Below are 20,846 nucleotides of genomic sequence, written 5' to 3'. Positions count from 1 at the left end.
AATTTTTTAAGCATATCAATTTCTTTTTTATTGTCAATTAATAAAATACTGTAATTTTAAAGATTACCGTCTAATAATAACGTATTAAAGCAATCTACACTCCAATAATAACAAAACATAAATAAGCACTGCAAACAAGCTTAAAACAAAGATTTATAAGGTAAAATTATAAAGGTTTAACAAGTAAATATTTTTACTAAAAGTCTTTATAACCTTTATGTATAAAAAAATCGTCTAAAAATTAATTTAGACGATTTTTTATATTTTAATAAGCTTTCTTCTTTCTAAAAGAATTTACTTCTATAATCTTTAATATCTGCTGTTTCTTCTAACACACTAAATATTTGACCTCCTCTAGCTTGTAATTGTGTTACAACTTTTTTACGGAAAGTATCATAGTTTTCTAAATCTACAGGAGCATCACGCTTTGTTACTTTAAAAACAAACACACCTTTTTCACCTTCAACAAAATCAGAAACTTGATCTAATTTACTTGTAGACATTGCCCCTACAACAGCTGGTTCATTTCCAACTCCAGAAATTAAAGGGCTAGATAGATTTACTGCAGAAGCACTTCTAACATTTACACCGCTATTTTTAGCAATTTCGTCAAGAGTAGTACCTGTCATTTTCTTTTTAATAAGTGATGCTTTTTTCTTATCCATTAATTCTGGTCTAATGCTCGCTAATAAATCAGAGCTTACAGCAACACCATCTTCTTCAACTTTACCACTTAAAACGGCAACAGCATAACTTCTTTTTCCTGAAACATCAACATCAAATCTTTTAGAGTCTCCTATTTCTCTTTCACCATCAAAAGCCCAAGTAACCATTTGTCTTTGTGCTCCTAAACCTGGTATGTTCTCAGCTAATGCTTTTAAGTTAAGTGCTGTTTGAACTTTATAATTCAATTCTGTAGCTAATTGATCAATATCTTTTCCTTCAGACAAACTTGCGTTTAAGGTTTCAGCTTGTTCAAAAAGCATATTTTCAGTTTCTTCAGAAGCTTCAACTAAACGTGCAAAAGTTGCTAATCTAACAGCTTTTTCAGGAGCAGTTTGTTCGTCTATTTTAATAATATGAAAACCAAAAGCAGTTTCAATAACATCAATACTTCCTTCTTTATTTTTATAAATAAAATCAGCAAAGTCTTTATCAAAAGAAGGTGAAAAAGCTTGATCTTTTCTTACCCATCCAATGTCTCCACCATTTCCTTTAGTTCCATCAGTATTAATTTCATCAGCGATTTCAATAAATTTAGATTTATTGTTTCTCACTAAAGCATAAACACTATCTGCTGTTTTTTTAGCTTGTTCTCTAGTTACTGTAGAAGTAGATCTAGTTGTACCAGCAAATGGTATTATTATATGACTTGATTTTACTGAATCTGGTATTTGAATAACCTCAACAACTTTAGATATTTTGTAATAACCATTTTGTTTGTATGGTCCTACAACAGTTCCAATTTCTGCATTAAAAACTTCATCAGAAACTTCAGCAAAGATTTGATTTTTATATTTATAACCATTATCAATTGCTAAATCAGATCTATTATCATTTAAAAAATCTTCGTAATTAGTAGTGCTTTTTAAACCTGCAATTTTAACTGTAGTTTTAGCGGCATTACTGTACTCTTCTCTATCTTCAATATAACTTTCTACAAGTTTTTTTGCTTCAGCATCATCTGCTTCAGAAGGTACAATATCAAACTTCACATATTTTAATGTTCTAGCTGCTTCAGGTTTAAATCTTTTTTTATTATCATTTAAGTACTTTTGGATTTCGTCTTTTGAAACATACCCTAAACTATCTGGAATAGAACTATAAGGTACATATACAAATTGTGCATCCATTTTGGTATTATTAAACAAATAATCTCTTTCTCCTTCTTTTAAAGAAGCTCCTAAGCCAGCTTGTACTAAAGATGTATACGCTTGGCGTTGTAAGTTTTGTTTAATATTTTTTTCTGTTGCCAACCAGTTTAACCAAGCTTGGTTATTACCAGACTCAGCTTCATCTTTCATGTTAGCTATATATTCTTTTAGTTTTTCTTCATCAAAAAGATTTGCTTCATTTTTGAAAAGTGGAGAACTTTGAATTTCTTGCAAAGAAGTCATAGCATCCCAAATATCTTTTTCTCCAATTACAATTCCAGCTTTTTCAAGTTGGTCTTCAAATATTTTTTCACTAACCATTCCAGTCCAAACAGCATTTACAGCTTGCATTTGAGTAGCTCTACCACCACTTTGCGTTCTGTAGGCTTCTACTTGACTTGCAAATTCCTCTCTATCAATATCTTCACCATTAACTTCTCCTACAGAGTTAACCTTACTTGAACTGAAAAATTGTTGTATTGAGCTTGGATCAAGTACAAATGCAAAAAGTGCTAAACCTACTATTAGGATTAGGAACATTGAACGATCTCTAATTTTTGATAAAATTGCCATTATATTATTTGTTTTATTACAGTTTGCGAAAATACAATTAAGTATTTAATTATGAAAGTGAATTTAGTATAATTAAATATGAAAAAGCAGGTATTTTTATGTCTTTTTAATTTTTAATCGGCTTTATCTAAAACTTTTAGATAAACTTCCATTATTTTAGAGGAATCTACTTTCAACATTTTAAAATATAAATTGTCGATTTCTATTACTTCTCCCTCTTTTGGAATATCTTCATTATAGTAAACAATAAACCCTCCAAGTGTTTCGTATGCCTCATTTTCATTAAGGTTTAAGTTGTATGTTTCGTTTAAATAATCAACTTCTAAACGTGCCGAAAATTCAAATTCTCTGTCGTTTATTTTATTTTCTAATAATTCTAACGTGTCGTGCTCATCAATAATTTCTCCAAAAAGCTCTTCTACTATATCTTCAACGGTTATTACACCCGATGTTCCTCCAAATTCATCTAAAACAACAGATAAACTTCGTTTCTTTTTGGTTAAAATATTTAAAACATTATTAATCATCATACTTTCAGGCACAAATTCAACTGGAAGTAACATAGATTTTATGTTTTTTGGTTTTTTAAATAGTTCAAAAGCGTGTACATAACCTAAAACATCATCTAAAGATCCTTTGTAAACAAGAATTTTAGAATAACCTGTTTCAATAAAAAGTTTTTTTAAGTTTGCTATACTATCATTAATATCTACGGCTACAACTTCCGTTCTTGGTATCATAATTTCACGCGCTTTAACCGTATCAAATTCTAAAGCATTTTGAAATATCTGAATTTCAGAATCTACTTCTTCAAAATCTCGCGCATTTTCTAATTGTTTTGAAATATAATTTCCAAGTTCAACTTTTGTAAACACCGGTTGTTTAATATCTTTTGCTGAATTAAAAAAGAGCCTTAAAACAAAATCTGAAATTAAGGTTATAAACCAAGATATAAAATGAAAAATTATATAAAACACATATGCTAATGGAGCAAAAAAGTACAATGTTTCATTGGCATAAATTCTGAATAACGCCTTTGGTAAAAATTCTGCGGTTATTAATATTATTAAGGTTGAAATTACTGTTTGAATTAAAAGTATAGAAAATTCATTAAATATATTTTCAGGTATAAAACCGATAATAAATTCGCCCATAAAAAAACTATAAACCACCAAAGCAATATTATTACCGACTAACATTGTGGTAATAAATTTTGATGATTTTGAAGTTATTCTAGATAAAATTTTAGATGTAAATCCTTCTTTTCTTTTTTCTAATTCTACTTGAAATTTATTAGCCGAAACATAGGCTATTTCCATTCCAGAAAAAAAGGCTGAAAGTAATATTGAAATTAAAATTACAGCAATTTGAAATTCCATTTATTGTTTATTTCTTTTTTCTATTCTAGACCTAAATCTCTTTCTGAAAAAGTACATAAAAATAGCAATACCAGCAAAAAGTAATGACATATAAGCTTTCTCTCTATCTGTATTCCACTTTAATACGGTTTCAACAATAAAAATTATTGCAACTACTAAATAAGCGTATTCAAACATTTTCCACAATTTACTCATATCTCTAATCTTTAATTTCTATAACACCACTTTGATTTTTAACCCACCACAATTCTAAGTCTTCAGAGGCTTCAAAGCCAGTTCCATAAATTGTATCTGTTGCAGTATAAAACACAAATCTTTTTTCAGTAAAAAAATAATGTGCTTTTTGGTCCCAGAAAATCTCTGTAGTTTCTAATTTATTGTTTTTCGCATAATTGGTAATTACTACATTTCCTCTTATTTCAGAAACAGCAGTTTTATTATACGTTTTAGCATAATCTCCTTTTACTGTAGTAGAATCTCCATTTTTTTCTATTGTAGTAATAAATATACCTTTAGGAAACTCTGAATATGGATGCGCTTCTCTATTTGCAAAATCTAACATTAAGGGAGCTTTCATTTTAATATCTACACTACCAGAATCGGTATGTTTTAAATCTATATTTACAGCTTCACCAATTGGCAGGTTTTTATCTGCTAAAAAATCTCTTACTTCTTTAGCACTATTAGTGCATGAAAAAAACATTGCTACTGAAAATACAATAGCAATGTTTTTAATTTTATATACAATTGATCTTGTCATAGAACAAATATACCAATTATTTATATTCTAATTATGGTACTCTAACTGTTTCGTTAATCCAACATCCAATTTTATGAGTTGAACCTGATTTTACACCTGCAACAAATAAATCTTTAGTTGAAGGAATATTATCTGAGTAAGAGTTTATAAATCTGTTAGCTGTTGAACTAATACTAGGGTCAACAGATTTTGCTTTTCTTGCTTTATTTAAAGCTGCAACATATACCATTCTTTTAGAAACAACATCATCTCCACAAGAGTTTGCACTTGAAGCATACATACTTGCTATTAATAAATAAGCTCTACCCATTGTTGGTTGAAATTCTAAAGCTTGGTATGCATAACTTCTTGCTTCAGATTTTCTACCTTTTTTATTAAGGTTTACAGCAATTTTATATAAATAACCAGCTTTTTTATAATCGTCCGTTTCTTGTTCTACAGCTCTTTTAAAATAATCCATGGCTTTATTTGTTTCACCATTTTTCAATAAAATACCTGCGTAAAATACTGATGCTTGAGGAGAAGGGTCTGCGTGTACATACGCTTCAACTAATTCGTCGTATAAAGGATCTTCAGTACATTCTTTATTATACATTCTAGAAACCGCTCTTTTTAACCAAAGTGCATCTGTTCTATGTGCATCAAAATTCTTTCTATTAAAAGGTATTAAACGTTCACAAGTAGAAATTGCTGCTAATTTTTGATCTAAACCACCTTCTACAATAGTTAAATTAGTAATAATTTGTTGAGAAACTTTTCTTTTTTTAATATCTCTACTACTTAAAGTTGTAGAATCTTTTGCATTAATCTCTTCAATAGTTTTTGTGTAATCTTGTTTTTTTAATTCAAGAGCTTCACCAACTTCATCATAAGTATCAAAAACTTTTTGAGTATCTGTATCTTTATATTTAACTAAGATAATATCAAAATATTTATAGATATTTTTTGGAGATAATGCGGTTGGATCTTCTTGAAATGTTTTTTCTAACCATTCATACACTTCGTCATCAGAAGCACCTTGCTCTCTTTTAAATGTAGCTATATCATCATAGATATCAGCTTTATCTTTTGGAAAATGCTCTAATCTTTGTGTATAAACTCTCATTACTAAAGCTTCAGCAGCGGCTTTATCAGCTTCTGCTGCATTTTCTAGCTTGTGTTCTGCAATTTTTATACCTAATTTATAAATATTTACAGTAAGTGTTGGGCAATTATCCATGCACCACATCCAGTTTTCATATGCTTTATCATAATTTTTAGCATTGTAGTCCCCCTTAAAAAGATTATATTTAATAGTACAATCTTGGCTGGCTTGGGCAAAAACCAACGGCATTGAAGCTATTAAAAATAGTAAGGTTAAATAGTGTCTCATTTTTTTCATTTTCTAAATTTTTAATTAAAATATTTCTCGTTTCTTAAACCATTTATCGTTTAAAGAAAAACTTAATCTAAAGTTTATATAGTTTTCTTGAACTAAACCTTTATCAATTTCTCCTCTTTTTCCAAATTCAAAACCAACATTTAAGTTTGATAATTGATTACTAACTGGTAAACCAACTCCAAAAGATATGCCAAAATCGTCAATTGCAGTAAAATCATTTCCATTTCCTGAAGAATTAACCATTAAACCAGTCTTTTCAAATTTTACACCGGCTCTATATGTTACCCTTTCCCAGTAACTTGTAATAGAAGTAAATTTAGGGGTATAAAAACCTCCTATAGCTATTTTACTATAATCGTCATAAGCAACTTTTGAAACATTATTATAAATATTTGCATCTATATCAAGTGCATCTTGATAACTATAATCTATACCTGCAAACCATTTATTATCTTGCCCAATACCAATACCTAAAGAAGTTTTTAAAGGTGATTTTATTATACCAGTACCTGTATTACTTAACAATGTATCTCTTGGAATTTCACCAGAAGCAATTGATAGTGAATAAATATATTCTTCATCATCTGTATCTATTTCATTTTCTAATTCAAAATTACCTCCTAAATGTAAATTTAACTTTTCTGATAATTTAGCTTTGTATTGAAAGCCTGTATTAATACCAAAACCTTTAACTCTAGATAAAGTTTCATATTTAGTTGCTAAAGAAATATCTTTTAACTGGTTAGTTATATTGTTTTCAATTTTTCCAAAAATATAATTTCCTTGCACACCAACACTAAAACCTTTAAAGAGTTGTAAACCAAAACCTAAAAACACTTTATTTGTTCCTCCTTCACCATTATATAATGACACCTCAGTTAGTTCATCACTAGAATCGTAACTACTTGCAACTAACGAATACCCAACAGATGTATTTGGTAACAACCCAAAAGACATACCTGCATTTTCACCTAAAGGTATTCCTATTGCTAAGTATGAAAGATATGTTGAAGCCCCTTGTTGTTTATCTTGACTATCTTTAGCCCAAATATTTTTATTTTCTATAGCTAACGTGTAAGTAGTAAAGTTTAAACTAGATAAAGAAGCCGGATTTGATAAGTTTAATCGAAATTGATCTTGTAATGAAACCCCAATTCCTCCCATACTAACTTGCTCTACTGTATTGGTATTATTTTTATCACCAATTCCAAAAAATGAATATGCTGACGCATTATTTTTCTGTGCAAAACTAGCAACTGATACAAATAGTGTTATGATTACTATTATTTTTTTTATCATTTATTGTAAATTATAAGTCAAAATTGAGTTTAATCCCTCTAATAAAAAAATAGGATTGGCAAATATGCTATTTTTTAATTTATTTGACAAGAAATTAACATCACCTCCTGTTAAAACTATCGTTAAATCTTTATTTTTTTTTCTATACTTATCAATTACACTATCAATTTCACTTATAACTCCATTTATTACACCCGAATGTATGCTTGTTTCTGTTGATGTACCAATTAACTCAATTGAACCTTCTTCAGCATTTAATAAAGGTAGTTTTTCTGTAAACGTATTAAGTGATTTATACCTCATTTCAATTCCAGGAGAAATAGCACCTCCAAGATATTTTTTATCTTTTGTTACAAAATCAAAGGTTATACAAGTTCCTGCATCAATTATTAATACATTTTTATTTTTATATTTTAAAACTGCTGCCGCCACTAAAGCTATCCGATCAACACCAAGCGTTTTTGGAGTTCCATAATTATTTATAAATGGTGTTTTGGTATCAGAATTAAGTTCAATTACATTTATTTTAGCTTTAATTTTATCTTTTTCATTTTTTTTTAAAATTCCTACAGAAGAAATTATTGCGTTTTTACAATTAAATTTTTCAATTAAATTTAGTGTAACATTTACAAATTCTTTTTTTGTAATAACTTCATTATAAATTAGTTCATCACTATTAAAAACAGCAATTTTAATTCTCGTATTCCCAATATCTATTATTAAATTCATTTGTTTTTTATATCAAGTTTCAAAAATACGACAGATTTTTTAAAAAAAGTTTTGATTAGTAGAAAAAATACTTATATATTTGCACCCGCTAAGGCAATGGTACCTTAGCTCAGTTGGTAGAGCAAAGGACTGAAAATCCTTGTGTCCCTGGTTCGATTCCTGGAGGTACCACAAAAAACAACTCGTAACACACTTTTAATTAGGTAGTTACGAGTTTTTTGTTTTAAAACACTTCTCAAACGCGCATTGTTTTACTCCTTTTTTTTCTCAAAACCTCTCCAACCCTTAGAGATTTTAAAAAATTATTTCATCCTTAAATTAAAAATTATCATTTATTTTTTTGGTAAGTTAGAGACCGGCATACATTTTTTTAATAAAAAAATAATTTAAAATTAACATTTGCTAATTTTTCTTAATACCTTATCTACATCTGTATTATTTGTTATTTAAAAAGCATAAAAAAAGCGTCCCGGTTCTCGGGAAGCTTTCCATTGGTTTAAAAAACCTATGACGCAATAAACGTCATTACAACACAACTATCACATAAAATGTGATATGCAAATATATAAAATTTTAAATTGATTTTAAATTCAATATTCTTTTTCTTTCTAAATTACTGTTATTTCTGAATTGATTGTATCTTTGCACACCGAAAATAAAAAATAAATACTAAATATAGCATCATGCAATTATCACCACTTGAAATAGTTAGAAGAGAATCTTTACAAAAACTACGTGAATTAGGTATCAATCCATATCCAGCAGCAGCATTTAAAACCACTGCTAACATAAAGGAAATTACTTCTAACTTTAGCTCTTTTGAAGGTAAAGAAGTTGTTTTAGCCGGTAGAATGATGAGCCGAAGAATAATGGGTAAAGCTTCTTTTGCAGAATTAAAAGATGCTAGTGGCAGAATGCAAATTTACGTAAACAGAGACGAAATTTCTTCTGAAGAAAACCCAACTATGTACAATACTGTATTCAAAAAATTATTGGATATGGGGGATATAATTGGAATTAGGGGTGAAGTTTTTAAAACTAAAGTAGGTGAAGTTTCTGTTAAAGTTAAAGAATTAACCGTGCTTTCTAAAAGTTTACGCCCACTACCAGTTGTAAAAACCGATGCTGATGGTAAAGTTCACGATGCTTTTTCTGACGCAGAACAACGTTACCGTCAACGCTACGTAGATTTAATTGTAAACGACCACGTTAAAGAAACATTTATTAAACGTACAAAAATCACAAATTCAATGCGTGATTTTTTCAACAAAAAAGGCTATTTAGAAGTTGAAACACCAGTACTTCAACCAATACCTGGAGGTGCCGCCGCAAGACCTTTTATCACACATCATAACGCTTTAGATATGCCTTTATATTTGCGTATTGCTAACGAATTGTACTTAAAACGATTAATTGTTGGTGGTTTTGATGCTGTTTATGAATTTGCAAAAGACTTTAGAAACGAAGGAATGGACAGAACTCATAATCCCGAATTTACTGTAATGGAACTATATGTTGCCTACAAAGATTACAACTGGATGATGAATATGACCGAAGAACTTCTTGAAAAAATAGCAATTGACACAAATGGAACCAGCGAAGTACAAATTGGAGAAAACAAAGTAAACTTTAAGGCTCCATATCCTAGAGTACCTATTTTAGAAGCCATTAAAATTCATACAGGTTACGATGTTTCCGGAATGAATGAAGATGAACTAAGAGATGTTTGTAGAAAAGTTGGAATTGAAGTTGACGAAACAATGGGTATTGGTAAAATGATTGACGAATTATTTGGTGAAAAATGTGAACACCTATATATTCAACCAACATTTATAACGGATTATCCAAAAGAAATGAGTCCGCTTACAAAAGAACACCGATCAAACCCAGCTTTAACAGAGCGTTTTGAATTAATGGTAAACGGAAAAGAATTAGCTAATGCATACTCTGAGCTAAACGACCCAATTGATCAAAAAGAACGTTTTGAAGATCAATTAAAATTATCTGAAAAAGGTGATGACGAAGCTATGTTTATAGATCAAGATTTTATTAGAGCATTAGAATATGGTATGCCTCCAACCTCAGGTATTGGTATTGGAATTGACCGTTTAGTAATGTTTATGACCAATAATGCATCTATTCAAGAAGTGCTTTTCTTTCCTCAAATGAAACCAGAGAAAAAAGCTCCTGCTATTGAATTAAATGATGACGAAAAAGCTGTATTAGAAATTCTAACAAAAGCAGAAAAAATTGCATTGCCAGAATTAAAATCTCAAAGTGGTTTAAGCAACAAAAAATGGGATAAAACCATTAAAGGCTTAACAAAATATAATTTAGCCAAAGTAAATAACACCGATGAAGGCTTATTTGTAGAGTTAACATAAGTTTTAAAACTTAATAAATAAAAAAAGACTGTTTAATTTGTAAAATTTTTAAACAGTCTTTTTATTTTTCAATCACAATTTAGGCCTTACATTCACAAGAACCAGGTTTGCACATTGTACATTCTTTATCTTTTTTAGCCACCTCCTTATTGCAAGTACATTTTTCTGTTTCGCATTTACATTCTTTGGGGTTTTTAGAATCAGCATCCACCTTTACTATTTTTAAATCCATTTTACATACCGGACAAGCGCCTTTAGCTTCATACGTTTTTCCATCTTCACAATCCATTGGACATTGATAAACATCTTTTGAAACCATTTCTCCACTTGAGCGCTCATAAGATTCTGTTTTAGCATCTTCTTTTTTAGTTTCCTTACAGGCCGTAAATAATACTACAAAAGAGAAAATTGCTGCAAAAATTAAAATTGATTTTTTCATATTGTTAGTTATTTAGTATAGATTAATTATTCGCCTAAAATACTTAAATTTTACGAATTCTATATTTTTTTTAAAAAACAGCATCAAAAATTTTAGTAGCGTAAATCAATTTTACGTTAAAAGAATGATACTTTTGCCTAAAATTTTAATCAATTATGAATACTACAGAATTAAAAAAATCAATTTCAACAATAATAGACACTTCTTCAAATACAGAAACCAAACTTCAAAATATATGCGATTTCTTAAAACAAGAAATCAACTATTACGATTGGGTTGGTTTTTATTTTAAAAATGGCAATAAAAACGAATTAAAATTAGCTCAATTTTCAGGAGAACCAACAGAACACACAATTATTCCGTTTGGAAAAGGTATTTGTGGTCAAGTTGCAGTTAGCAATAAAAACTTTATTGTTCAAGATGTTGCTAGTCAAGATAATTATATTTCTTGCGGGTGGAAAGTTAAAAGCGAAATTGTAATTCCAATTTTCATTAATAATGAAAATATTGGACAAATAGATATTGATTCACATACTGTAAATCCTTTTACAAAAGACGATGAAAACCTATTAGAATTTGTGTGTGAAAAAGTAGCAAAGATTCTATAATATTTTAAAAAATATAATTTTAACTCACAAAAATACACTGAATTTAACATTGAAATAATTGTTTAAAAATAGCTAAAATTCAATGAAATTTATATTGTATAAACTATTGATAATTATTAGCTTTGCGCCACAGCAACAATACTACCTATGAACACAACTAAAAAAGCAGCTTCTGCATTAATTTCTGTATTCCACAAAGATGGATTAGAACCAATTGTTAAAAAATTAAATAGCTTAGGTGTAACCATTTACTCTACTGGCGGAACTGAAAGTTTTATAAAAGATTTAGGAATAGATGTAATTCCTGTTGAAGATTTAACTTCGTACCCTTCAATTTTAGGAGGTCGCGTTAAAACATTACACCCAAAAGTTTTTGGTGGAATTTTAGCCAGAAGAAACAATGAAAGTGATATTTCCCAACTTGGAGAATATGAAATTCCAGAATTAGATATTGTAATTGTTGATTTATATCCTTTTGAAAAAACTGTAGCTAGTGGAGCTCCAGAACAAGATATAATTGAAAAAATTGATATTGGAGGTATTTCTTTAATTAGAGCCGCAGCAAAAAACTTTAAAGATGTAATTTGTGTTTCATCTATGAGTCAATACGACGAGTTTTTAGAAATAATAACTGAAGGAAATGGAGCAACCACATTAGAACAACGCAAAAACTTTGCAGCAAAATCATTTGCAGTATCTAGTCATTACGACAGTGCCATTTTTAAATATTTGAATAAAAATGAATTGGCATTTAGAGAAAGTTTTAACGATGCTTCAGTTTTAAGATATGGAGAAAACCCACATCAAAAAGGTTATTTCTTTGGAAACTTAGACAATCTTTTTGAAAAATTACACGGTAAAGAACTTTCATACAATAATTTATTAGATGTAGATGCCGCTGTAAACTTAATGAACGAATTTAAAAACGACGCTCCAACCTTTGCTATATTAAAACATAATAATGCTTGCGGTTTAGCACAAAGAGCAACTTTAAAACAAGCCTATTTAGATGCTTTGGCAGGTGACCCAACTTCTGCTTTTGGAGGCGTTTTAATTTCAAATAAAGAAATTGACGCTGAAACTGCCACTGAAATTCATAAATTATTTTGTGAAGTTGTAATAGCTCCTAGTTATTCTGATAAAGCTTTAACAATTCTTAAAGGTAAAAAGAATAGAATTATTTTAATTCAAAAAGATATTGAATTACCTAACCACCAATACAGAACAGCATTAAATGGTGTTTTATTTCAAGAGAAGGACAACAAAACAGATAATGCAAGCGTTATGACCACCGAAACTGTTACTGCACCATCTGATAGCGAGTTAGAAGATTTATTCTTTGCTTCAAAAATTTGTAAACACACCAAATCTAATACAATTGTTTTGGTAAAAAACAAACAATTATATGCTAGTGGAACAGGTCAAACAAGTAGAGTTGACGCCTTAGAGCAAGCAATTGCTAAAGCAAAACACTTTAATTTTGACTTAACAAATGCAGTAATGGCAAGTGATGCCTTTTTCCCGTTTCCAGATTGTGTTGAAATAGCAAAAAATGCAGGTGTAAATGCTGTTATTCAGCCTGGGGGCTCTATAAAAGACCAATTATCTATAGATTATTGTAATAATAATAAAATGTCTATGATATTTACAGGAACACGTCATTTTAAACACTAATTTGATTAACTTTGTTCAATTCTAAAATTAAAAATTAAAAACAATAAAAATATATGGGTTTTTTCGATTTTATGACCGAAGATATTGCCATTGATTTAGGTACAGCAAATACCCTAATTATACACGATGGCAAAGTGGTTGTTGATGCTCCATCAATAGTAGCGAGAGATAGAAGCACTGGTAAAATTATAGCTACTGGTAAAAAAGCCAGTTTAATGCAAGGAAAAACTCATGAAAACATAAAAACTATTAGACCGTTAAAAGATGGTGTAATTGCAGATTTTGAAGCTTCGGAACAAATGATAAAAGAATTTATCAAAAGTATACCTAGCATAAAAAAACGTTTTTTCACACCTTCTTTACGAATGGTAATATGTATCCCTTCTGGAATTACAGAAGTTGAAAAAAGAGCTGTAATTGATTCTTCTGAGCATATGAATGCTAAAGAAATTTATCTAATTCATGAACCAATGGCAGCTGCAATTGGTATTGGAATAGACATTATGCAACCAAAAGGAAATATGATTATTGATATTGGAGGTGGTACAACTGAAATTGCAGTAATTGCTTTAGGTGGTATTGTTTGCGATAAATCTGTAAAAGTTGCTGGAGATGTATTTACTTCAGACATTGCTTATTATATGAGAACCCAACACAATTTATATGTTGGTGAACGCACTGCCGAAAAAATAAAAATTCAAATAGGAGCAGCTACAGAAGATTTAGAAACTCCACCTGAAGATATGTTGGTTCAAGGACGTGATTTATTAAGCGGTAAACCTAAACAAGTACAAGTTTCATTTAGAGAAATTTCTAAAGCATTAGATAAATCTATTCTTAGAATTGAAGATGCAGTAATGGAAACCCTTTCTAAAACACCACCTGAATTAGCAGCAGATATATACAATACAGGTATTTATTTAGCCGGAGGTGGTTCTATGTTACGCGGTTTAGACAAACGTTTATCTAGAAAAACAGACCTACCTGTTTATGTTGCTGAAGACCCATTAAGAGCTGTTGTTAGAGGAACTGGAATTTCTCTAAAAGATTTAGAAAAATACAAAAATGTATTAATGAAATAATACCAGCCTTTTAGCTATAATATGCAGCAATTAATTTACTTTATTAGAAAATTTAGATACTTTCTGCTATTTATACTTTTAGAAGTTATAGCATTTATTTTTATAATTCAACACCATTCATTTCATAAAAGTAAATTTATTAATTCTGCAAACGCAATTACCGGTGGTGTATACAACACTGTTAGTTCTGTAAATAATTTTTTACATCTAAAAACAGAAAATAAACAATTAATTGAAGAAAACACCTTATTAAAAAATTTACTATACAAACGTGACCTAGAATTAAATAAAGATAATTTTACGCTAAATGATTCTTCTAAATACGGTCAAAAATACGAATTCTCTTACGGAAAAATTATAAATAATAATTACACTAATAGAGACAACATTTTAACATTAAACAAAGGTAAAAACCAAGGTGTTACTTCAGATTTAGGCGTTATAAATAGTAAAGGTATAATTGGTGTAACAAAAAACACTTCTAACAATTACACTACTGTACTATCTATTTTAAACACCAAATCTATGATTAATGTACGTTTAAAAAATAGCAATCATTTTGGTACATTAGTTTGGAATGGAAAAGATTATAACGTACTACAACTTATAGATATTCCAAGGCAAGCACAAATTAAAATTGGTGATACAATTATTACTGGAGGAAAATCAGCTATTTTCCCTGAAGGAATAAAAATTGGAGCTGTAAGAAATTTTAAATTCGAAAATAACCAATATAAAAACATAGATATTTTATTATTTAATGATATGAGCGCTATTAGCTATGTTCAAATTATTAAAAACCTAGAAAGAGTTGAACAACTAAATATAGAAAGTAATACATTAAATGAATAATCTAGTTTTAAATAATATAATACGTTTTTTAATACTGGTATTACTACAGGTATTAGTGTTAAACCATATACATTTTTTCGGGTATTTAAATCCAATGGTATATATAGTTTGGGTACTTTTATTCCCAATTAGAAAAAGCCAAACATTATTTTTAATACTAAGTTTTTTACTTGGTTTAAGTATCGATTTTTTTTTAGATTCTGGAGGTATTAATGCAGCTGCAACCTTATTTATAGCTTTTATACGACTTCCTATTTTAAAAATAGTTTTAAAAAAAACAGACTTTGACTATTTATTATTCAATATTAGATCAATTTCATTTAGTAAAGCCTTACTTTTTATAAGCATTTTAACTTTAATACATCACTTTATTGTTTTTAGTCTTGAATACTTTAGTTTTAATTATTTTCCTTCAATTATTTATAACACAATTTTAACAAGTATTTTTACAATAATTATAAGTATATTAGGTATTATATTGTTTACAAAAAAGAAGTAAATGAAAAGATCTGGCTTATTATCCTTTTTAATTATTTTTGTTGCACTTGTATTTATTGGGCGTTTATTTTATTTACAAGTATTAAATAACTCGTATTCTATACCTGCCCTTAATAGTTCTGCTGTAAAAGTAACCTATGATTATCCAGAAAGAGGATACATTTACGATAGAAATGGCGAATTATTGGTTGCCAATCAACTCTCTTATGATATTATGGTTATACCTAGAGAAGTAAAACCATTAGACACATTAGATTTTTGCTCTTTATTAAAAATAAGTAAAGAAGATTTTATTCAAAAATTAAACAGAGCAAAACGCTATTCTACAAGAATTCCTTCAACATTTTTAGCTCAAGTTTCTAAAAGTGATTATGCTTTTTTACAAGAAAAAATGTACAAATTTAAAGGGTTTTACATAATAAAGCGATCTTTAAGAGAATACCCTATTAATTCAGCACCAAACGTATTAGGCTATATTAGTGAAGTAAATGAGTCTATGATTAAAAAGAACCCATATTATCAACTTGGTGAACTAATTGGAACCGCTGGAGTTGAAAAAACTTATGAAGAAGTTTTAAGAGGAACTAAAGGAGTAAAATATATACAACGAGACCGGTTTAATAAAGAAATAGGTTCTTATAAAAATGGAATGTACGATACACTTCCTGTTCCTGGTAACGATATTACTTTAACCATTAATAGTACATTACAACAATACGGAGAAGCTCTAATGGCTAATAAACGTGGAGGAATTGTAGCAATTGAACCTTCATCTGGAGAAATTCTATCATTGGTCTCTACCCCTACTTACAATCCAAATTTAATGGTTGGAAGAGAACGGTCTAAAAACTTTACAAGACTTTATCTAGACACTATAAGCAACCCTCTTCTAGATAGAGGACTTCAAGGAGAATATCCACCAGGGTCTCCATTTAAAATACTTACTGCATTAGCTGCACTACAAGAAGGTGTTATTACACCTACATCAACTATTAGATGTGTTAATAATAGATTTCATTATGGAAATAGAACAATGGCCTGCCACTGTAATACATTCGGAAGTCCTTTGGCATTAAACAAAGCCATTTACCGTTCTTGTAACAGCTATTTTTCGCTTGCCTATAAAAAAGTAATTGAAAAATACCCAACATCTTCAGAAGGAATGGATGCATGGAGTAGACATATAAAAAGTTTTGGATTGGGAAACTATTTAAACAATGACTTATCTGTAGGACAAAAAGGATTGGTTCCTGACGGTAGTTTCTACGATAAATGGTATCCAAATAATAGATGGACAGCCACGTATAATATATCAAATGCAATAGGACAAGGTGAAATTTTAACAACACCTATCCAACTAGCAAATATGACCGCAGCTGTAGCAAATAGAGGTTTTTATTACATACCGCATATTGTAAAAAACATAAAAGACAAAAAAATTGATGAAAAATTCACAACACCTATTAACACAACTATTAATAAAGAACACTTTGAACCAGTAATTGAAGGTCTTTTTAATGTATTTGAAAGCCCAAACGGAACAGCTAGAAGCTCTAGAGTTGAAGGAATAGAAATTTGTGGAAAAACAGGAACTGCAGAAAATCCACACGGTCAAGACCATTCAATATTTATAGCATTTGCGCCTAAAGATAATCCTAAAATTGCCATTGCAGTTTTTGTTGAAAATGGTTACTGGGGTTCTAGATGGGCAGGTCCAATAGCCAGTTTAATGATAGAGAAATATTTAAAAGGAGAAACAACTAGACCTTATTTAGAACAAAGAATGTTTAACGGTAGTTTACAGGAAGAATACGACAAACAACTACAACTAGAAACTAAAGAAATTGAGAAGTAGAAAAACGAACATATTTTTTGGAATCGATTGGGTATTAGTACTCCTATATTTTATTTTAATCTTTTTCGGTTGGATAAATATATACTCTGCTACAATTACCGATGACCAATATGACTTAATTAACTTTTCAACTGAATATGGTAAACAATTAATTTGGATTGGACTAAGCCTTCCTTTAATTCTATTAATTTTACTTTTTGATGCTAAATTTTACGAAAAATATGCATCAATAATATATTTAATTAGTTTAGCTTCTTTACTCGGACTTTTTATTGTTGGTAAAAATATCAATGGAGCCACATCCTGGTACGATTTTGGTGGATTCAGTCTTCAACCTTCTGAATTTGTTAAAGCAGCAACTGCATTAGCAATAGCAAAATTAGTGAGTGATAAACAATTTAATTTAAAAAAATTCAACACTCAATTTCAAGCATTTCTAATTTTATTTTTTCCTGCAATATTAATTACTTTACAACCAGATCCAGGTTCTGCATTAGTGTATACAGCATTTATTTTTGTGCTTTATAGAGAAGGACTGCCTTTTTATTACATCACTGTTGGCTTTTTAACCTTAATACTTTTTGTAATTACTTTATATTTTGGCTTTATAAACACATTAATTGGCTCTCTTTTCTTATTTACATTAATTCTTATCTTTTTTAACAAATACAGAAAAAAAGCTTTTAAAAGAGGCTGGGTTAAACTTTTAGGAATCTATTTTATAAGTGCTTTTTTTATTTTTAGTGTAGACCTTGTATTTAACCACGTTTTTGAACAACGTCACCGAGATAGATTCAATATTTTATTAGGAAAAACAACAGATACAAAAAATATTGGATACAATACAAATCAATCTGTTACTACAATAGCGTCTGGAGGCCTAACAGGTAGAGGTTTTTTAGAAGGTGAACGTACACAAGGTAGTTTTGTTCCAGAAAATCAGACCGATTATATTTTTACAATTGTTGGTGAAGAATGGGGTTTTATTGGTACAACAACTGTTGTTTTAGTATTTGTTATATTTTTATTAAGAATAATTCAAGTTGCAGAACGACAAAAATCTAAATTTAGTAGGGTTTATGGTTATAGTATTGCTGCTATATTTTTCACCCATTTCACCATTAATATTGGTATGGTTTTAGGCTTACTTCCAACTATTGGAATACCACTACCCTTTTTTAGCTATGGAGGCTCTGCACTTTGGGGTTTTACGGTATTACTATTTCTCTTTGTTAGATTAGACGCAAATAGATCTTACGAGTGGTAAATTTTGCCTAATTGGCATTACGCAAGTAAAATATTATTCAAAATAAAACTGGAAATACTACAAATAACTATAAGCCTAGATAAAACACTTTACTCTTAAATTTTAAGTCAACAATTTTCAAATGTGATACCTTAACGCATTAACAATACATAAAAATGAATTGCATAAAAAAAGCATCCTAAAATTAGGATGCTTTTTTTATAAATTTTAATTAAAGAATTATAAAGAAGCTACTTGCTTAGATAATTTAGATTTTAAATTACTAGCTTTATTCTTATGAATAATGTTTTTCTTAGCTAATTTATCTACCATTGCAATAACTTTAGGAAATAACTCTTCAGCTTCCTTTTTCTCAGTTAGAGCACGTAAGTTTCTTACAGCATTACGTGTTGTTTTATGCTGATATTTATTTCTTAATTGCTTAGCGCGATTGCTTCTAATTCTCTTTAAAGCTGACTTGTGATTTGCCATTATAAAATCTTTTAATTAAATTTTGTAGTCCGTAGGGGAATCGAACCCCTGTTACCAGGATGAAAACCTGGCGTCCTAACCCCTAGACGAACGGACCATTATGTTTTTTGTCGATGACATTATTTCGTCATTGCGGATGCAAAAATACAACTATTTTTCACTTTACAAAACTTTTTTAAAAAAAATTTAATAAGCTTTTGCAAATAATACCCTCTGAGTAGACTTTTTCCCAGTAAATACACAGGCTCCAGCTTCAATTTTATTTTCTAAAGGAATGCATCTAATAGTAGCTTTTGTTAGTTCTTTTATTTTTTCCTCTGTTTCTATTGTTCCATCCCAGTGGGCAGATACAAACCCTCCTTTAGTCTCTAACGCCTCTTTAAACTCTTCAAATGTATCAACCTCGGTTGTATGCGCTTCTCTATAAGAAACGGCCTTATTAAATAAATTATCTTGAATCTGTTCTAATAAATTAGAAACAAAGCTTACAACATTATCTTGAGATACCGTTTGCTTTTCTAAAGTATCTCTTCTAGCTACTTCAACAGTATTGTTTTCTATATCTCTTTTCCCAATAGCTATCCTTACAGGTACTCCTTTTAACTCATATTCTGCAAATTTTGCACCTGGTCTAAAAGTATCTCTATCATCAAACTTAACCGAAATTCCAAGTTTTCTAAATTCTTTTACAAAAACGTCTACTTTTTCTGAAATAGCTTCTAGCTGATCATCTCCTTTATAAATAGGAACAATTACTACTTGAATTGGAGCTAATTTTGGAGGCAATACCAAACCTAAATCGTCTGAATGTGTCATAATCAACCCTCCAATTAAACGTGTAGAAACACCCCAAGAAGTTGCCCAAACATATTCTTGTTTTCCTTCTTTTGAAGTGTACTTAACATCAAAAGCTTTAGCAAAATTTTGACCTAAAAAATGAGATGTTCCAGCTTGCAATGCTTTTCCATCTTGCATTAATGCTTCAATTGTATAGGTTTCATCAGCGCCAGCAAAACGTTCACTTTCAGATTTCGAACCTTTTATTACTGGCATAGCCATAAAGTTTTCTGCAAATTCGGCATATACTTTTTGCATTTGCATAGCTTCTGACAAAGCTTCTTTTTTTGTTGTATGAGCCGTATGCCCTTCTTGCCATAAAAATTCAGCAGTTCTTAAAAATAAACGCGTTCTCATTTCCCAACGCACAACATTTGCCCATTGATTAATTAATAACGGTAAATCTCTATAAGACTGAATCCATCCTTTATATGTATTCCAAATAATAGCTTCGGAAGTTGGACGAACAACTAGTTCTTCTTCTAATTTTGCAGCAGGATCAACACGTAATTTTCCTGGCTTTTCAGGATCGTTTTGTAATCTATAATGTGTAACTATTGCGCATTCTTTTGCAAACCCTTCAGCATTTTTTTCTTCTGCTTCAAATAAACTTTTTGGAACAAATAATGGAAAGTAGGCATTTTCATGTCCTGTTTCTTTAAACATTCTATCCAATTCAGCTTGCATTTTTTCCCAAATAGCATAACCGTAAGGCTTAATTACCATACAACCTCTAACTGCCGAATTTTCAGCTAAATCTGCTTTAACTACTAGTTCGTTGTACCATTTAGAATAATCTACTTCTCTCTTTGTTAAATTCTTACTCATAATAAAACTTTGGCATAAATATTGCATCTTTTTAAATAGAAAATGCTAATTTCGAC

General features: G+C 29.6%; 18 protein-coding genes and 2 tRNA genes. 9 read left to right on the top strand and 11 right to left on the bottom strand.

The features are described from left to right. Positions 1-284 precede the first annotated feature (284 nt). The 7 genes from MKD41_RS15115 to MKD41_RS15085 form a co-directional block, all read right to left on the bottom strand. A complete protein-coding gene (locus MKD41_RS15115) occupies positions 285-2,447 on the bottom strand; it encodes a peptidylprolyl isomerase (RefSeq protein WP_240243177.1) in 2,163 nt (720 codons plus the stop codon). Between the two features lie 113 nt (positions 2,448-2,560). Then, positions 2,561-3,826, bottom strand: a complete 1,266-nt coding sequence (locus MKD41_RS15110) for a hemolysin family protein (protein ID WP_240243176.1) — start codon at positions 3,824-3,826, stop codon at positions 2,561-2,563. Further along, on the bottom strand, positions 3,827-4,021 hold the full coding sequence (locus tag MKD41_RS15105; RefSeq protein WP_240243175.1) for a hypothetical protein: 195 nt from the start codon (positions 4,019-4,021) through the stop codon (positions 3,827-3,829). Positions 4,022-4,025: 4 nt separating this feature from the next. Then, positions 4,026-4,586: an LPS export ABC transporter periplasmic protein LptC gene (gene lptC / locus MKD41_RS15100; RefSeq protein WP_240243174.1), complete on the bottom strand. Its 561-nt coding sequence runs from the start codon at positions 4,584-4,586 to the stop codon at positions 4,026-4,028. Between the two features lie 31 nt (positions 4,587-4,617). Next, on the bottom strand, positions 4,618-5,967 hold the full coding sequence (locus MKD41_RS15095) for a tetratricopeptide repeat protein (RefSeq protein WP_240243173.1): 1,350 nt from the start codon (positions 5,965-5,967) through the stop codon (positions 4,618-4,620). Positions 5,968-5,982: 15 nt separating this feature from the next. Further along, positions 5,983-7,266: a hypothetical protein gene (locus MKD41_RS15090; protein WP_240243172.1), complete on the bottom strand. Its 1,284-nt coding sequence runs from the start codon at positions 7,264-7,266 to the stop codon at positions 5,983-5,985. Beyond that, positions 7,267-7,995 (bottom strand): type III pantothenate kinase, encoded by a 729-nt coding sequence (locus tag MKD41_RS15085; protein ID WP_240243171.1) that lies wholly within the window; start codon positions 7,993-7,995, stop codon positions 7,267-7,269. Positions 7,996-8,093: 98 nt separating this feature from the next. On the opposite strand from MKD41_RS15085, the gene MKD41_RS15080 reads away from it, so the two are divergent. Continuing rightward, positions 8,094-8,166, top strand: a tRNA-Phe gene (locus MKD41_RS15080). Positions 8,167-8,678: 512 nt separating this feature from the next. Next, the gene (gene lysS, locus MKD41_RS15075; RefSeq protein ID WP_240243170.1) at positions 8,679-10,379 is read left to right on the top strand and encodes a lysine--tRNA ligase; all 1,701 of its coding nucleotides are present in this window, start codon (positions 8,679-8,681) and stop codon (positions 10,377-10,379) included. Between the two features lie 79 nt (positions 10,380-10,458). Here lysS and MKD41_RS15070 read toward each other — a convergent pair whose 3' ends face one another. Continuing rightward, positions 10,459-10,818, bottom strand: coding sequence for a heavy metal-binding domain-containing protein (locus tag MKD41_RS15070; protein WP_240243169.1), 360 nt, complete (start codon positions 10,816-10,818; stop codon positions 10,459-10,461). 155 nt (positions 10,819-10,973) lie between these two features. Between MKD41_RS15070 and MKD41_RS15065 the strand changes: the two genes are divergently transcribed. From MKD41_RS15065 to rodA, 7 genes are all read left to right on the top strand, one after another. Continuing rightward, positions 10,974-11,426 (top strand): GAF domain-containing protein, encoded by a 453-nt coding sequence (locus MKD41_RS15065; protein ID WP_240243168.1) that lies wholly within the window; start codon positions 10,974-10,976, stop codon positions 11,424-11,426. A 147-nt stretch (positions 11,427-11,573) separates the two neighbouring features. Further along, positions 11,574-13,100 (top strand): bifunctional phosphoribosylaminoimidazolecarboxamide formyltransferase/IMP cyclohydrolase, encoded by a 1,527-nt coding sequence (gene purH, locus MKD41_RS15060; RefSeq protein WP_240243167.1) that lies wholly within the window; start codon positions 11,574-11,576, stop codon positions 13,098-13,100. Positions 13,101-13,153: 53 nt separating this feature from the next. After that, positions 13,154-14,182, top strand: a complete 1,029-nt coding sequence (locus MKD41_RS15055; RefSeq protein WP_240243166.1) for a rod shape-determining protein — start codon at positions 13,154-13,156, stop codon at positions 14,180-14,182. A 21-nt stretch (positions 14,183-14,203) separates the two neighbouring features. After that, positions 14,204-15,034 carry a rod shape-determining protein MreC gene (gene mreC, locus MKD41_RS15050; protein ID WP_240243165.1) on the top strand — a complete coding sequence of 277 codons (831 nt, stop codon included), beginning with the start codon at positions 14,204-14,206 and terminating at the stop codon, positions 15,032-15,034. Further along, positions 15,027-15,533: a rod shape-determining protein MreD gene (gene mreD, locus MKD41_RS15045; RefSeq protein WP_240243164.1), complete on the top strand. Its 507-nt coding sequence runs from the start codon at positions 15,027-15,029 to the stop codon at positions 15,531-15,533. The genes mreC and mreD overlap by 8 nt, the downstream gene beginning before the upstream one ends. Continuing rightward, positions 15,534-17,387, top strand: a complete 1,854-nt coding sequence (gene mrdA, locus MKD41_RS15040) for a penicillin-binding protein 2 (RefSeq protein WP_240243163.1) — start codon at positions 15,534-15,536, stop codon at positions 17,385-17,387. Continuing rightward, complete coding sequence (rodA, locus tag MKD41_RS15035) at positions 17,377-18,654, top strand: rod shape-determining protein RodA (RefSeq protein ID WP_240243162.1); 1,278 nt, start codon at positions 17,377-17,379, stop codon at positions 18,652-18,654. The genes mrdA and rodA overlap by 11 nt, the downstream gene beginning before the upstream one ends. Positions 18,655-18,873: 219 nt before the next feature. Here the strand turns inward: rodA and rpsT are convergent, their stop codons facing one another. The 3 genes from rpsT to proS form a co-directional block, all read right to left on the bottom strand. Next, complete coding sequence (gene rpsT / locus MKD41_RS15030) at positions 18,874-19,125, bottom strand: 30S ribosomal protein S20 (protein ID WP_240243161.1); 252 nt, start codon at positions 19,123-19,125, stop codon at positions 18,874-18,876. A gap of 25 nt (positions 19,126-19,150) precedes the next feature. Beyond that, positions 19,151-19,222, bottom strand: a tRNA-Glu gene (locus MKD41_RS15025). Positions 19,223-19,311: 89 nt separating this feature from the next. Then, positions 19,312-20,790 (bottom strand): proline--tRNA ligase, encoded by a 1,479-nt coding sequence (gene proS, locus MKD41_RS15020; protein ID WP_240243160.1) that lies wholly within the window; start codon positions 20,788-20,790, stop codon positions 19,312-19,314. Between the last annotated feature and the right edge of the window lie 56 nt (positions 20,791-20,846).

Source organism: Lutibacter sp. A64 (genome assembly GCF_022429565.1).
In the GTDB taxonomy this organism is placed as follows: Bacteria; Bacteroidota; Bacteroidia; order Flavobacteriales; family Flavobacteriaceae; genus Lutibacter.
Note: the sequence above shows the minus strand (reverse complement) of the source record. Positions and strands in the feature narration are given on the sequence as shown.